The 13,529-nt window shown below is 69.2% G+C and carries 15 protein-coding genes and 1 pseudogene; 13 read left to right on the top strand and 3 right to left on the bottom strand.

What is annotated here, in order from left to right; translation table 11 throughout:
* From MVA01S_RS23990 to MVA01S_RS23970, 5 genes are all read left to right on the top strand, one after another.
* On the top strand, positions 1 to 704 hold a 704-nt coding region (locus MVA01S_RS23990), incomplete at its 5' end, for an NlpC/P60 family protein (protein WP_255251717.1).
* Positions 704 to 1,393: an NlpC/P60 family peptidoglycan endopeptidase RipB gene (gene ripB, locus MVA01S_RS23985; protein ID WP_040542223.1), complete on the top strand. Its 690-nt coding sequence runs from the start codon at positions 704 to 706 to the stop codon at positions 1,391 to 1,393. The genes MVA01S_RS23990 and ripB, both read left to right, overlap by 1 nt.
* A 140-nt stretch (positions 1,394 to 1,533) precedes the next feature.
* Positions 1,534 to 2,691, top strand: a complete 1,158-nt coding sequence (gene moxR1, locus MVA01S_RS23980) for a chaperone MoxR1 (RefSeq protein WP_003932042.1) — start codon at positions 1,534 to 1,536, stop codon at positions 2,689 to 2,691.
* A 40-nt stretch (positions 2,692 to 2,731) separates the two neighbouring features.
* Complete coding sequence (locus MVA01S_RS23975) at positions 2,732 to 3,640, top strand: DUF58 domain-containing protein (RefSeq protein WP_003932043.1); 909 nt, start codon at positions 2,732 to 2,734, stop codon at positions 3,638 to 3,640.
* Positions 3,641 to 3,684: 44 nt separating this feature from the next.
* Positions 3,685 to 4,692 carry a VWA domain-containing protein gene (locus MVA01S_RS23970; RefSeq protein ID WP_003932044.1) on the top strand — a complete coding sequence of 336 codons (1,008 nt, stop codon included), beginning with the start codon at positions 3,685 to 3,687 and terminating at the stop codon, positions 4,690 to 4,692.
* Here MVA01S_RS23970 and MVA01S_RS23965 read toward each other — a convergent pair.
* A complete protein-coding gene (locus MVA01S_RS23965) occupies positions 4,689 to 5,765 on the bottom strand; it encodes an aldo/keto reductase (protein WP_003932045.1) in 1,077 nt (358 codons plus the stop codon). The genes MVA01S_RS23970 and MVA01S_RS23965 overlap by 4 nt on opposite strands.
* Positions 5,766 to 5,907: 142 nt before the next feature.
* Here MVA01S_RS23965 and MVA01S_RS23960 point away from each other — a divergent pair, with 142 nt between their 5' ends.
* The 4 genes from MVA01S_RS23960 to MVA01S_RS23945 are packed head-to-tail and all read left to right on the top strand — an operon-like array spanning position 5,908 to position 9,471.
* Positions 5,908 to 6,804, top strand: a complete 897-nt coding sequence (locus MVA01S_RS23960) for an AraC family transcriptional regulator (protein ID WP_040542226.1) — start codon at positions 5,908 to 5,910, stop codon at positions 6,802 to 6,804.
* 56 nt (positions 6,805 to 6,860) lie between these two features.
* Entirely contained in the window at positions 6,861 to 7,616 is a 756-nt protein-coding gene (gene fabG1 / locus MVA01S_RS23955) for a 3-oxoacyl-ACP reductase FabG1 (RefSeq protein WP_003932047.1), read from the top strand.
* A 19-nt stretch (positions 7,617 to 7,635) separates the two neighbouring features.
* A complete protein-coding gene (inhA, locus tag MVA01S_RS23950) occupies positions 7,636 to 8,445 on the top strand; it encodes an NADH-dependent enoyl-ACP reductase InhA (RefSeq protein WP_003932048.1) in 810 nt (269 codons plus the stop codon).
* A 6-nt stretch (positions 8,446 to 8,451) separates the two neighbouring features.
* The gene (locus tag MVA01S_RS23945; protein WP_003932049.1) at positions 8,452 to 9,471 is read left to right on the top strand and encodes a ferrochelatase; all 1,020 of its coding nucleotides are present in this window, start codon (positions 8,452 to 8,454) and stop codon (positions 9,469 to 9,471) included.
* 6 nt (positions 9,472 to 9,477) lie between these two features.
* On the opposite strand, the gene MVA01S_RS23940 is transcribed toward MVA01S_RS23945, so the two are convergent.
* Positions 9,478 to 10,347 carry an Rv1486c family protein gene (locus tag MVA01S_RS23940; RefSeq protein WP_003932050.1) on the bottom strand — a complete coding sequence of 290 codons (870 nt, stop codon included), beginning with the start codon at positions 10,345 to 10,347 and terminating at the stop codon, positions 9,478 to 9,480.
* A 60-nt stretch (positions 10,348 to 10,407) separates the two neighbouring features.
* Here MVA01S_RS23940 and MVA01S_RS23935 point away from each other — a divergent pair, with 60 nt between their 5' ends.
* Genes MVA01S_RS23935 through MVA01S_RS23925 form a run of 3 tightly spaced genes read left to right on the top strand, consistent with a single transcriptional unit; the run spans position 10,408 to position 12,397 of the window.
* Positions 10,408 to 10,842 (top strand): NfeD family protein, encoded by a 435-nt coding sequence (locus MVA01S_RS23935; RefSeq protein ID WP_003932051.1) that lies wholly within the window; start codon positions 10,408 to 10,410, stop codon positions 10,840 to 10,842.
* Between the two features lie 14 nt (positions 10,843 to 10,856).
* A complete protein-coding gene (locus MVA01S_RS23930) occupies positions 10,857 to 12,038 on the top strand; it encodes an SPFH domain-containing protein (protein ID WP_003932052.1) in 1,182 nt (393 codons plus the stop codon).
* Entirely contained in the window at positions 12,035 to 12,397 is a 363-nt protein-coding gene (locus MVA01S_RS23925; protein ID WP_003932053.1) for a DoxX family protein, read from the top strand. Before MVA01S_RS23930 ends, MVA01S_RS23925 begins: the two co-directional genes overlap by 4 nt.
* On the opposite strand, the gene MVA01S_RS23920 is transcribed toward MVA01S_RS23925, so the two are convergent.
* Positions 12,384 to 13,097 (bottom strand): TVP38/TMEM64 family protein, encoded by a 714-nt coding sequence (locus MVA01S_RS23920; RefSeq protein ID WP_003932054.1) that lies wholly within the window; start codon positions 13,095 to 13,097, stop codon positions 12,384 to 12,386. The genes MVA01S_RS23925 and MVA01S_RS23920 overlap by 14 nt on opposite strands.
* A 99-nt stretch (positions 13,098 to 13,196) precedes the next feature.
* Between MVA01S_RS23920 and MVA01S_RS23915 the strand changes: the two are divergent.
* A pseudogene (locus MVA01S_RS23915) lies at positions 13,197 to 13,529 on the top strand (methylmalonyl-CoA mutase family protein); the annotation flags it as partial.

Genomic DNA, 13,529 nt, shown 5'->3' with positions numbered 1-13,529 from the left:
CCGCGGGGGCGGCCAAGCCCGCGCCGGGATCGTCTGCGGCGCCCGCGCCGGGCGGCGGGAGTGCCGACTGGGACGTCGACCCGGCCACCGGCAACCGCGAGACCGCCTGGGACATGACGCTGCCCCAGATTCCGAGCGCGTTCGTCAGCGGCGATCCGATCCAGATCATCAACGCGGTCATCAAGATCATCACGACGTCGCTGAAGATCACCCAGGACCTCGGCCGCAAGTTCCTGCAGAGCCTCGGCCTGCTGCCCACCCCGACCGGCATCACCAACGGCGCGATCCCGACGCTCTACGGCAGGCAGGCCACCGAGTACGTCATCAAGCGTGGCATGTCTCAGATGGGTGTGCCGTACTCCTGGGGCGGCGGTAACGCCTCCGGGCCGAGCCGTGGGATCGACCGCGGCGCAAACACTGTCGGCTTCGACTGCTCCGGTCTGATGCTCTACATGTTCGCCGGCGTCGGCATCAAGCTCGACCACTACTCGGGCTCGCAGTACAACGCCGGCCGTAAGGTGCCGTCCTCACAGATGCGCCGCGGCGACATGATCTTCTACGGCCCCAACGCCAGCCAGCACGTCGCGATGTACCTCGGCGACGGCCAGATGCTGGAGGCCCCGTACACCGGCTCGGTCGTCAAGATCTCGCCGGTGCGCACCAGCGGGATGACGCCGTTCGTGACCCGAATGATCGAGTGGTGATCGCCCTGCGTCGCTTCGTCATCACGGTGGCCACCGCCGTCGCACTGCTGGCAGGTGCCGTCGCGCCCGCGGCAGCTCAACCCGACGGCGGACAGTGGGACCCGACGCTGCCCAAACTGATCAGCGCGGGCGCGCCCGGCGACCCGCTGGCGATCGCGAACGCGTCGTTGGCGGCCACCGCCCAGGCCACCCAGGTGACCATGGACCTGGGCCGCAAGTTCCTGCAGACGATCGGGCTGGCGCCCAAGGACGCGCCCGCAGGTGTCGCCCCCGGCACCGTGCGCGGCCCCGCGGCCATCGAGTACGTGATCCGGCGGGGCGGCACCCAGATCGGCACCCCGTACTCGTGGGGCGGCGGCAAGCCCAACGGCCCCAGTCGCGGGATCGACTCGGGCGCCAACACCGTCGGCTACGACTGCTCCGGCTTCACCCAGTTCTCCTACGCCGGGGTCGGCGTGCTGATCCCGAAGTACTCCGGCGACCAGTACAACGCCGGGCGCAAGGTCCCGGTCCAGCAGGCCAAACGCGGCGATCTGCTGTTCTGGGGACCGGGCGGCAGCCAGCACGTCGCGATCTACCTCGGCGGCGGCAAGATGCTGGAGTCCTCGGGCAGCGCCGGCAAAGTGACGGTCAGCCCTGTGCGCATGTCCGGCCTGCAGCCGTTCGTGGCACGCATCATCGAATCCTGAGTGTGGCCTGAGTTAAAGCTGAGCAACCCAGGCGACGTCGACGGATCTCCAAGCGCCTGGAATAGTTGACGGCGAGCGCACGGCCAGGACGGGCCGCGCCGCGAAGGCCAGCATGTACGGCGCATGTGGAAGGAATGTTGATGACCTCACCGAGTGGACCGCCGCAGGGCGCTGGAGGATATCCCGGACAGGCCCCGCCACAGGGCTACTCCGCGGGCGCGCACGCCGCGCCTGCGCAAGCCGGTTCCGCGCAGTCCAACGGCGGTCTGCAGAACGAGGTGCACACCCTGGAGCGCGCGATCTTCGAGGTCAAGCGCATCATCGTCGGCCAGGACCTGCTCGTCGAGCGGATGCTGGTGGGGCTGCTGGCCAAGGGGCACGTGCTGCTCGAAGGCGTCCCCGGTGTGGCCAAGACACTCGCTGTCGAGACCTTCGCCAAGGTCGTCGGCGGGACGTTCGCCCGGATCCAGTTCACCCCCGACCTGGTGCCCACCGACATCGTCGGCACCCGCATCTACCGGCAGGGCAAGGAGGAGTTCGACATCGAACTCGGCCCGGTGGTGGCCAACTTCCTGCTCGCCGACGAGATCAACCGCGCACCGGCCAAGGTGCAGTCCGCGCTGCTCGAGGTGATGGCCGAGCGCAAGATCTCCATCGGCGGCAAGACCTTCCCGCTGCCCAGCCCGTTCCTGGTGATGGCCACGCAGAACCCGATCGAGCAGGAGGGCGTCTACCAGCTTCCGGAGGCCCAGCGCGACCGGTTCCTGTTCAAGCTCAACGTCGACTACCCGACGCCGGAGGAAGAGCGCGAGATCATCTACCGGATGGGCGTCAAGCCCCCGGAGCCCAAGGCGATCCTCAACACCGGTGACCTGTTGCGCCTGCAGGACGTGGCCGCGAACACCTTCGTCCACCACGCGCTGGTCGACTACGTGGTGCGCATCGTCACCGCCACCCGCGAGCCGGACAAGTTCGGCATGCCGGACGCCAAGGCGTGGATCGCCTACGGCGCGTCCCCGCGTGCCTCGCTGGGCATCATCGCCGCGTCCAGGGCGCTGGCCCTGGTGCGCGGACGCGACTATGTGATCCCGCAGGACGTCGTGGAGATCATCCCGGACGTGCTCCGGCACCGTCTGGTGCTGACCTACGACGCACTGGCCGACGAGATCTCCTCCGAGACCGTGATCAACCGCATCATGCAGACCGTCGCGCTGCCGCAGGTGAATGCCATTCCGCAGCAAGGGCATTCGGTGCCGCCCGTAGTCCCGGCCGCGGCGGCCGCGGCGAGCGGTCGCTGACCTGGTGACCCGCTCAAGCCGCTCTGTCGACCTGCCGTCGATGCAGCGCGGGGAGATCCGGGACCCCGCACTGACCGCGGCGCTGCGCAAGCTCGAGCTCACCGTCCGCCGCAAGCTCGACGGCGTGCTGCACGGTGACCACCTCGGGTTGCTGCCGGGCCCGGGATCCGAACCGGGGGAGTCGCGGGTCTACCAGCCCGGTGACGACGTCCGGCGGATGGACTGGTCGGTGACCGCGCGCACCACCCATCCGCACGTGCGGCAGATGATCGCCGACCGCGAGCTGGAGACATGGCTGGTGGTCGACATGTCGGCCAGCCTGGACTTCGGCACCGCCAACTGCGAGAAGCGTGACCTGGCGGTGGCCGCGGCCGCGTCGATCGCGTTCCTCAACAGCGGCGGCGGCAACCGGATCGGCGCGATCATCTCCAACGGCGAGACGACCCGCCGGGTACCCGCCCTGTCGGGTCGCATGCACGAGCAGGAACTGTTGCGGGCCATCGCCACCACCCCGCGGGCGCCGGTGGGGGTGCGCGGTGACCTCGCCGCCGCGATCGACGCGCTGCGCAGGCCCGAGCGGCGGCGCGGCATGGCGGTGATCATCAGCGACTTCCTCGGGCCGATCGACTGGATGCGCCCGCTGCGCGCCGTCGCGGGCCGGCACGAGGTACTCGGGATCGAGATCCTCGACCCCCGCGACATCGAGTTGCCGGACGTCGGCGATGTCGTGCTGCAGGACACCGAAACCGGGCGCACCCGCGAATTCACCATCGACGAGCAGCTGCGCACCGACTTCGCCCGGGCCGCCGCCGCGCACCGGGCCGAGGTGGCGCGCACCCTGCGCCGCTGTGGTGCCCCGCTGCTGACCCTGCGTACCGACCGGGACTGGATCGCCGACGTGGTCCGGTTCGTCGCGAGCCGGCGCCGCGGTGCGCTCGCGGCGCGGTGATGACCTCCGACGATTGCCGATAACGACGAAATGACTAGTGACGCATGACTTTACCGTTGCTCGGACCGATGTCGCTTTCAGGTTTCGAACATCCGTGGTTTTTCCTGTTCTTCTTCGTCGTGCTCGGGATCATCGCGCTCTACGTCGTGATGCAGCTGTCCCGGCAGCGGCGGATGCTGCGCTTTGCGAACATGGAGCTGCTGGAGAGCGTGGCGCCGAAGCGGCCCAGCCGGCTGCGCCACCTCCCGGCGGTGCTGATCGTCCTGTCGCTGGTGTCGTTCACGATCGCGATGGCCGGCCCGACGCACGACGTGCGGATCCCGCGCAACCGGGCCGTGGTGATGCTCGTCGTCGACGTCTCGCAGTCGATGCGGGCCACCGACGTGGCCCCCAACCGGCTGGTCGCGGCGCAGGAAGCCGCCAAACAGTTCGCCGACCAGCTGACCCCCGGCATCAACCTCGGGCTGATCGCGTACGCCGGCACCGCGACCGTGCTGGTGTCACCGACCACCAACCGCGAGGCGACCAAGACTGCGATCGACAAGCTCCAGCTCGCCGACCGCACCGCCACCGGTGAGGGCATCTTCACCGCGCTGCAGGCCGTCGCCACCGTCGGCGCGGTCATCGGCGGCGGCGACGAACCGCCACCGGCGCGCATCGTGCTGATGTCGGACGGCAAGGAGACCGTGCCGTCCAACCCGGACAACCCCAAGGGCGCCTACACGGCCGCGCGCACCGCCAAAGACCAAGGGGTGCCGATCTCCACGGTGTCGTTCGGCACACCGTACGGCTACGTCGAGATCAACGACCAGCGCCAGCCCGTCCCGGTCGACGACGAGATGCTCAAGAAGATCGCTGACCTGTCCGGCGGCGAGGCCTTCACCGCGTCCAGCCTCGAGCAGCTCAAGCAGGTGTTCACCGACCTGCAGGAGCAGATCGGCTACGAGACCATCAAGGGCGACGCCAGCGTGGGCTGGCTCCGGCTCGGTTCGGCGCTGCTGGCGCTCGCCGCGCTGGGGGCGTTGCTGCTCAACCGGCGCCTGCCCGGTTAGTACCGCGCGGTGCCTTCGGCCAGCGGGGGATAGGCGACCGACGCCAGTCCGTCCACCGTCGCGCCGGCGAACTGCAACGCGGCCAGCAGTTGAGGTTCCACCGGAACGTGCAGTTGCGGTGCGGACACAGTGTCGAGACGCTGCAGCTGATCGGGCGTCAAGGTGATCGCCAGGCCGGCCAGGTTGGTCTCCAGATGCTGGAGGCGTCGTGCTCCCAGGATCGGTACCACGGTGCCGCGGCGGGCCCGCAGCCACGCCAATGCCACAGCGGCCGAGGTGGTGTCGAGTTCCTCGGCAACGGCCGCGACGGCATCTATCACCGTGAACTCGGCCTCGGTCGGACCGCCGACGAAGGCGGCTCGGGCAGAGTCGGTGACGTGCGTCCCGCGCCGGTACTTGCCTGACAGGAACCCGTTCTGCAACGGGCTCCACGGCACCAGCGCCAGGCCCTGGTCCCACGCCAGCGGGGCGATCTCCGCCTCCACTCCGCGGTTCAGCAGCGAGTAGCCGACCTGCAGCGCCACCAGCGGTGTCCAGCGGTTGAGCTGCGCCATCGTCTGCGCCTGGGCGGTCACCCAGGCGGGGATGTTGGAGAAGCCGATGTAGCGGACCTTTCCGGCCCGGACCAGGTCGTCGAGGGTGCGCACGGTCTCCTCGATCGGGGTGTGCCGGTCCCAGTTGTGCAGCCAGTACAGATCGACGTGGTCTGTGCGCAACCGGCGCAGACTCTCCTCGAGTTGTGCCACCATCGACCGTCTGCCTGCGCCGCCACCGTTGGGGTCGCCCGGGTACATGTTGGTGAAGAACTTGGTCGCCAGAATAGCACGATCCCGCTGATGGGGACGCGCGGCGAAATAGTCACCGAGAATCTTCTCGGAGTGTCCGTTGGTGTAGAAGTTCGCGGTGTCGATGAAGTTTCCGCCGCGCTCGAGGTAGCTGGTGATGATGGACTCGGACTCGGCGACACTGCAGCCGGCTCCGCCGGAATCCTCGCCGAATGTCATGGCGCCCAGGGCGAATGGGCTCACTCGCAGGCCGGACCGGCCGAGTGTGACGTAATGGTCGAGTGTCATTGATGTTCTCCTTCGTGGCGCCGTATCGGACACTGTCGATACAACGCCGTGGTGCCGGTGAACGGTAGACCGATACGCCCAAGCTCTTGTCTGATCCTGCTGATTATGGATGGATCAGTCGATCCGTGGTTGGCTGGAACCCATGCGACGGTCCGAGGAGGCGCTTACCGAACTGCGCATGCTGGTGGACGCCCACGCGACACCGGACATGTCGACGGCCATCGGCGGTCTGCTGCTGTCCCGCGCCACCGGATCGGCACCGGAGTACTCCTTGACCGCGCCCCTGCTTGTCGTGCTGGCCCAGGGCGCCAAACGACTGCATCTCGGCGATCAGGTCTTCGAGTACCGCGCGGGCGACGTCCTGGTCGTCACCGCAGAGCTACCGGTCAGTGGGCACTTCATCGGTGCCGATTCACGCACCCCGGCGCTGGGAATCGGCATGGAGCTGCGCCCGCTGGCGATCACCGATCTGATGCTGGCGGCGCGTAGCGGCGCACGGCCGTCGCCATCGGCGCCGGCGATGTCGACCGGTCCGGCCGGGCCCGATCTGCTCGACGCGGTCCTGCGGATGGTGCGGCTGCTGGACCATCCGCAGGACGCCGACGTGCTGGCCCCGCTCATCGAGCGGGAGATCCTGTGGCGACTGCTGACCGGGCCGCACGCCGCGGTGGTGAGTCAGATCGGCAGCGCGGGGAGCGGGCTCGCCCACGTCAACAGAACCATTCGCTGGATCAGGGAGAACTATGCCGAGCCGCTGCGCATTGCCGAGCTGGCGTCGATGGCCGGGATGAGTCCCTCGGCGTTCCACCGCCACTTCCGGGCCGTCACCGCGATGAGCCCACTGCAGTTCCAGAAGCAGATCAGGCTGCAGGAGGCCAGGAACCTGTTGGTGTCGCGCGCCGGGGACATCGCGGGGGTGGGCCATCTCGTCGGCTACGACAGCCCCACCCAGTTCAGCCGGGAGTACCGCCGGATGTTCGGTGTGCCCCCTGGCCGTGACGCGGCACGGCTGAGCGCCCCGACGGCGCTTCTGCCGTGATCGGCGAACGCGATGCGATTTCGGACGGGTGCCGGTCAGGCACTAAGTTGGCCGTCATGAGCGACTCTGCTGCCGTCGAAGCCGCGCCCACCGGTCGACCCGCGTTCGTATCCCGTTCGGTGCTGGTGACCGGCGGTAACCGCGGTATCGGTCTGGCCATCGCGCAACGCCTGGCCGCCGACGGGCACAAGGTCGCCGTCACCCATCGCGGTTCGGGTGCACCCGAGGGCCTGTTCGCGGTGGAGTGCGACGTCACCGACAACGACGCCGTCGACCGCGCCTTCACCGAGGTCGAGGAGCATCAGGGCCCGGTCGAGGTGCTGGTGTCCAACGCGGGCATCTCCGCCGACGCGTTCCTGATGCGGATGACCGAGGAGAGGTTCCAGAAGGTCATCGACGCGAACCTGACCGGAGCCTTCCGGGTGACCCAGCGGGCCTCGCGCACCATGCAGCGCAAGCGGTTCGGCCGGATCATCTACGTGGGCTCGGTCTCGGGCATGTGGGGCATCGGCAACCAGGCCAACTACGCGGCCTCCAAGGCCGGGCTGATCGGCATGGCCCGCTCCATCTCCCGCGAGCTGTCCAAGGCCAACGTCACCGCGAACGTGGTGGCGCCCGGCTACATCGACACCGAGATGACCCGCGCGCTCGACGAGCGGATCCAGAAGGGCGCACTGGACTTCATCCCGGCCAAGCGCGTCGGCACCGCCGCCGAGGTCGCCGGCGTGGTCAGCTTCCTCGCCTCGGAGGACGCGAGTTACCTCGCCGGCGCGGTGATCCCGGTCGACGGCGGCATGGGCATGGGCCACTAACAGAGATAAGGACTTTCACATGGCAGGTTTTCTCGAAGGTAAGCGCATCCTCGTCACGGGGATCATCACCGACTCCTCGATCGCGTTCTACATCGCCAAGGTCGCCCAGGAGGCCGGCGCCGAGCTGGTGCTGACCGGGTTCGACCGGATGAAGCTGATCCGCCGGATCGCCGACCGGCTGCCCGCGCCGGCGCCGCTGATCGAGCTCGACGTGCAGAACCAGGAGCACCTCGACACGCTGGCCGACCGGGTCACCGCGGAGATCGGCGAGGGCAACAAGCTCGACGGCGTGGTGCACTCCATCGGCTTCATGCCCCAGACCGGCATGGGCATCAACCCGTTCTTCGACGCGCCCTACGAGGACGTCGCCAAGGGCATCCACATCTCGGCGTACTCCTACGCGTCGCTGGCCAAGGCCGTGCTGCCGATCATGAACCCGGGCGGCGGGATCGTCGGGATGGACTTCGACCCGACCCGCGCCATGCCTGCCTACAACTGGATGACGGTCGCCAAGAGCGCGCTCGAATCGGTGAACCGATTCGTCGCCCGCGAGGCCGGCAAGGTCGGGGTGCGGTCCAATCTGGTTGCGGCAGGGCCGATCCGGACGCTGGCGATGAGCGCGATCGTCGGCGGTGCTCTCGGCGAGGAGGCCGGCGCGCAGATGCAGCTGCTGGAAGAGGGCTGGGACCAGCGGGCGCCGCTGGGCTGGAACATGAAGGACCCCACCCCGGTCGCCAAGACGGTCTGCGCGCTGATGTCGGACTGGTTGCCGGCGACCACGGGCACCGTGATCTACGCCGACGGCGGCGCGAGCACCCAGCTGCTGTGAGATCCCGTGACGTTTGACGCGCTGCTGCTGCTGTCGTTCGGGGGCCCGGAAGGACCCGAACAGGTGATGCCGTTCCTGGAGAATGTCACCAGGGGGCGGGGGATCCCACGGGAGCGGCTCGAGTCGGTCGCCGAGCACTATCTGCATTTCGGCGGCGTGTCACCGATCAACGGCATCAACCGCGAGCTGATCACCTCGATCGAGGCCGAACTGGCCCGCCGCGGTCAGCAGATCCCGGTCTACTTCGGTAACCGCAACTGGGAACCGTACGTCGAGGACACCGTCGCGACCATGCGCGACAACGGCATTCGCCGCGCGGCCGTGTTCTCGACGTCGGCCTGGGGCGGCTACTCGGGGTGCACCCAGTACCAGGAGGACATCGCCCGCGGCCGGGCCGCGGCAGGTCCGGACGCCCCGGAGCTGGTCAAGCTGCGGCAGTACTTCGACCACCCGCTGCTGATCGAGATGTTCGCCGACGCCGTCGACACCGCGGCGGCGACCCTTCCCGAGGAGCTGCGCGGCCAGGCGCGCCTGGTGTTCACCGCGCACTCGATCCCGTTGCGCGCGGCATCGCGTTGCGGGCCAGACCTTTACCAACGCCAGGTCGAGCACACCGCGGCGCTGGTCGCGGCCGCGGCCGGCTACCCCGAGTACGACCAGGTGTGGCAGTCCCGGTCAGGGCCGCCGCAGGTGCCGTGGCTGGAACCTGACGTCGGCGACCACCTGACCACGCTGGCCGCCCAGGGCGCCAGGGCGGTGATCGTCTGCCCGGTGGGCTTCGTCGCCGATCACATCGAGGTGGTGTGGGACCTCGACAACGAACTGGCCGAGCAGGCCGCCGAGGCCGGCATCGCCTTCGCCCGGGCGTCCACCCCGAACGCGCAGCCCCGGTTCGCCGAGCTGGTCGTCGACCTGATGGACGAACTGCGCCTTGGGGTTCCGCCCCGACGGGTCGGTGGCGGGCAGGTGCCGTGCTACGGCAGCAGCGTCAACGGCGCCCTGTGCACACCGGACTGCGCGGGCTGACGGTTCCTAACCGCGCCAGGCCGAGTGCAGGATCGCCTCCACCGCGGCCAGTCGGGCCGAGCGCACCACCGCAGTCAGGGGTCGCAGCACGTCGCTGGCCAGCTGGACCTCCGACGAACTCTGAAGTCCGATCGGAATCAGTCCCGAGCTGACCGTGATGATGGCGTCCACGTGAGCGGCGTTCTCCATCACCCGCACCGCCCGCGTCGGGGCGTGGTCGGGGATGCGGTGCAGGCGGGTGGAGTCGAGCACCTGCTCGACGAGCCGGCGCGGGTCTGCCACCTCACCTCCGGAGGCGCCTGCGCGCAGCGCGCCCAGCGCGTCGGCGGCCGAGCGCACCGCGTCGCGAAGCTGATACTCGGACTCGCCGAGGTCGAAGTGTCCCGCAGGCGGGGCCGACGTGAACGAGTACACCGTCCAGGACAGCCCGCTCAGCTCGGCTTCGAACTCGTAGTCGTCGTCGGGGTCGGCCGGATCGGGAAAGCTGTCCTGATACTCGAAGTCGGGCACCAGCCCGATCGCGCCGTCGGCGCCGTTGACGAGGACGGCCTCGCCGGCCGTCACTGCGTCCCGGCCGAACTGCGTGCCCGGTGGAAGGCCCCGGACGTCACCGGGAACCGGCAGGGCCAGCGCGATCGACGGTTGCGGAGCGCCCCTTCCGGCAACCGTGCGCACCGTCTGCAACAGCGACATCGAGGCGTTGTCATCGAGATCCGGCCAGGACAACCCGGTGCGCTCCGCCGCGACCGAATCGTAAGCGGTCACCGAATGCTTTGGCGTCCACTGAGATAACGCGTCAAGGACGTCGTCGGGCGCGGCAGCGCCTGCCAGCCAGGCGTTGGCCCATATCGATAGCGAGACACTCGGGCACCACATGATGGCTGCAGTGTAGTTGTTGCCGGGTCGTCGAGTCGGTTGCGCGGTTAGGCTGGCGTCATGCCCGTCTCGCTGATCTGGCTGATCGCAGCATTGGCGCTCGCCGGCGCCGAGGCGCTCACCGGCGATCTGTTCCTGCTGATGCTCAGCGGCGGCGCGCTCGCCGCAGCCGGTTCCAGCTTCCTGTTCGACGCGCCGATCTGGGTCGACGGCATTGTGTTCCTGGTGGTGTCGGTGCTGCTGCTGGTCGGGGTGCGTCCCGCGCTGCGGCGCAGGATGCAGTCCGGCACGGGTCTGCCCGAACCGGCCAAGGCGCTGGAGGGCAAGAGCGCGCTGGTGCTCGACCGCGTGGCCCGCCACGAGGGCCAGGTCAAGCTCGACGGCGACGTCTGGACCGCCCGGCCCTACAACGAGACCGACGTCTACGAACCCGGCGATCAGGTCACCGTCGTGCACATCGACGGCGCGACCGCGGTCGTCTCCAAGATCGGCTAGAGAAGGGACTCGACATGGATGGCGCAATCACGGGGCTGGTGCTACTGGGTGTGCTGGTGTTGTTCGCCGTGGTCGTGGTCGCCAAGTCGGTGGCGCTGATCCCACAGGCTGAGGCCGCGGTCATCGAACGGCTGGGCCGCTACAGCAAGACGGTGTCCGGTCAGCTGACCCTGCTGGTGCCCTTCGTGGACCGCATCCGGGCCCGCGTCGACCTCCGGGAGCGGGTGGTGTCGTTCCCGCCGCAGCCCGTCATCACCGAGGACAACCTCACCGTCAACATCGACACCGTGGTGTACTTCCAGGTCACCAACCCCCAGGCGGCGGTGTACCAGATCAGCAACTACATCGTCGGCGTCGAGCAGCTGGCCACCACCACGCTGCGCAACGTCGTCGGCGGCATGACCCTCGAGCAGACCCTCACCTCGCGCGATTCCATCAACAAACAACTGCGCGGCGTGCTCGACGAGGCCACCAACAGGTGGGGACTGCGCGTGGCACGGGTCGAACTGCGCAGCATCGACCCGCCACCGTCGATCCAGGATTCGATGGAGAAGCAGATGCGCGCCGACCGCGAGAAGCGGGCGATGATCCTGACCGCCGAAGGCAGCCGGGAGGCGGCCATCAAACAGGCCGAAGGCCAGAAGCAGGCGCAGATCCTGGCGGCCGAAGGCGCGAAGCAGGCCGCCATCCTCACCGCCGAGGCCGATCGGCAGTCCCGGATGCTGCGCGCCCAGGGTGAACGCGCCGCCGCGTACCTGCAGGCCCAGGGCCAGGCCAAGGCCATTGAGAAGACGTTCGCGGCGATCAAGGCCGGCCGACCGACCCCGGAGATGCTGGCCTACCAGTACCTGCAGACCCTGCCGCAGATGGCCAAGGGCGAGGCCAACAAGGTGTGGCTGGTGCCCAGCGACTTCGGGTCCGCGCTGCAGGGCTTCACCAAGCTGCTCGGCGCGCCGGGCGAGGACGGCGTCTACCGCTACACCCCGTCGCCGGTCGACGACGCTTCGGCCCGGCCCGTCGACGACTCCGAAGAGGTCGCCGACTGGTTCAACACCGAGACCGATCCCGCGATCGCCGCGGCGGTGGCCAAGGCCGAGGCCGAGGCGCGCATCCCGGTCGACGGGCCCGGCCGCCTGCCTTCGCCGCAGCCGCCCGGCCAGCTCGGCGCGCCACGGCACGAAACGCAGGAACAGTGAGCGCGCTGACGTCGCCGCGAACCTACGCCGTGCTCGCCGCGGTGCAGGCCGCAGACGCCGCCGCCAGCGTAGGACCCGTCGCGCCGGTCAGGAAGGCGTTGGACGACGTCGGACTGCCCCGGAAACTGTGGCCGCTGCTCCCGCTCGTGAAGGGGGCCAGCGCCGTCGGCCTGCTGTCGGTGTTCCGCTGGCCCGCACTCGCGCGGCTGACGACGTTCATGCTCACCGTCTACTTCACCCTGGCCGTCGGCTCCCACGTCAGGGCCAAGGACTGGAGTCCCGGCCTGGTCGCCGCGTCGTCGCTGCTCACGCTGTTCGCCGCGATGACGGTCAAGGGGCCCGACGTCAGGACGTCGTGACGGGCGTCCGGCTGCGCCGCTCGATCCTGATCTCGTAGAGCAGCCCGGCCACCCCGACCGCCGCCGTGCACACCGACACCACCAGAAGCAGCGGGCTGATGCGGCCGGTCAACGCGTCCCCGAACACGACGATCGCCGAGGTGCCGGGAAGCACGCCGACCAGGGTGGCCAGTGTGTAGGGCAGCACCCGCACCGACGAAGCGCCGGCAGCGTAGTTGAGCACCGAGAACGGCACCGCCGGGATCAACCGGGTCGCCAGCACCACGGGCCAGCCCCGCTCGCTCAGCCGCTTGTCGACGGCCGTGACGCGGGGATGGGACACCAGGCGGCTGACCTGCCAGCCCGCGACCCGGACCAGCAGCAGCGCGATCACCGCGCTGAGCGTGCTGGCCACCACCGCGATCGGGATGCCCAGCAGCGGACCGAACAGCAGGCCCGCGGCCAGCGTGAACACAGTGCGGGGGAACGGGAACACCGTCGCCACGACGTGCGCGGCGAAGAACACCAACGGGAACCACGGACCGGCCGCGGTGGCCCAGTCGCGCACCTGCAGCGCGGTCGGCAACGGCACGAACACCGCAACTGCGACGAGAATCACAATCCCCATCAGCGTCGCAGCGAGCCTGCCCCGCGGAGCCGTCTTCAGCGTGACGACGACCGCGGCACCGACGGTACGAAGCGTGCTGACTACGGATTTCACGATTCCCAAGGGTACGGGGGCGCAGCAGATGCGCTCGTCGGGGACGACAGTGCAGTGAGCTACCGGCCCACGAGAGTGTGATGGCGATCATTTAGCCTGATGGCTGTGCAGAATCCCAGCGCCGGCGCCGCCGGCGGAGTAATCGATTCCGATCTGGACCGGTGGCGCTCCGCTGTGGCGGGCGTGCTGGCGAAGTCCCTCAAGCGGGACCCGGCCGACCTGCCCGCCGAACCCGAGCGGCTGCTTGATTCGGACACCTACGACGGCTTCCCGATCCGGCCGCTCTACACCGCCGCCGACGAACTGGCCGAACCCGCGCTGCCGGGGCAGTGGCCGTTCGTGCGCGGCGGGGACGCGCTGCGCGACGTGAAGTCGGGGTGGAAGGTCGGCGAGACCTTCCCCGCCGACGCCACCAGCGTGGCCGAGGCCAAC

The organism is Mycolicibacterium vaccae NBRC 14118 = CIP 105934, assembly GCF_001552715.1.
Taxonomy (GTDB): Bacteria; Actinomycetota; Actinomycetes; order Mycobacteriales; family Mycobacteriaceae; genus Mycobacterium; species Mycobacterium vaccae.
This window is presented reverse-complemented; position numbering and strand designations above follow the sequence as displayed.

Coding starts and splice junctions, on each gene's coding strand:
- moxR1 (WP_003932042.1), top strand. CDS start 1,534: ATGACCTCACCGAGTGGACCGCCGCAGGGCGCTGGAGGATATCCCGGA.
- MVA01S_RS23975 (WP_003932043.1), top strand. CDS start 2,732: ATGCAGCGCGGGGAGATCCGGGACCCCGCACTGACCGCGGCGCTGCGC.
- MVA01S_RS23970 (WP_003932044.1), top strand. CDS start 3,685: ATGACTTTACCGTTGCTCGGACCGATGTCGCTTTCAGGTTTCGAACAT.
- MVA01S_RS23965 (WP_003932045.1), bottom strand. CDS start 5,765: ATGACACTCGACCATTACGTCACACTCGGCCGGTCCGGCCTGCGAGTG.
- MVA01S_RS23960 (WP_040542226.1), top strand. CDS start 5,908: ATGCGACGGTCCGAGGAGGCGCTTACCGAACTGCGCATGCTGGTGGAC.
- fabG1 (WP_003932047.1), top strand. CDS start 6,861: ATGAGCGACTCTGCTGCCGTCGAAGCCGCGCCCACCGGTCGACCCGCG.
- inhA (WP_003932048.1), top strand. CDS start 7,636: ATGGCAGGTTTTCTCGAAGGTAAGCGCATCCTCGTCACGGGGATCATC.
- MVA01S_RS23940 (WP_003932050.1), bottom strand. CDS start 10,347: ATGTGGTGCCCGAGTGTCTCGCTATCGATATGGGCCAACGCCTGGCTG.
- MVA01S_RS23935 (WP_003932051.1), top strand. CDS start 10,408: ATGCCCGTCTCGCTGATCTGGCTGATCGCAGCATTGGCGCTCGCCGGC.
- MVA01S_RS23930 (WP_003932052.1), top strand. CDS start 10,857: ATGGATGGCGCAATCACGGGGCTGGTGCTACTGGGTGTGCTGGTGTTG.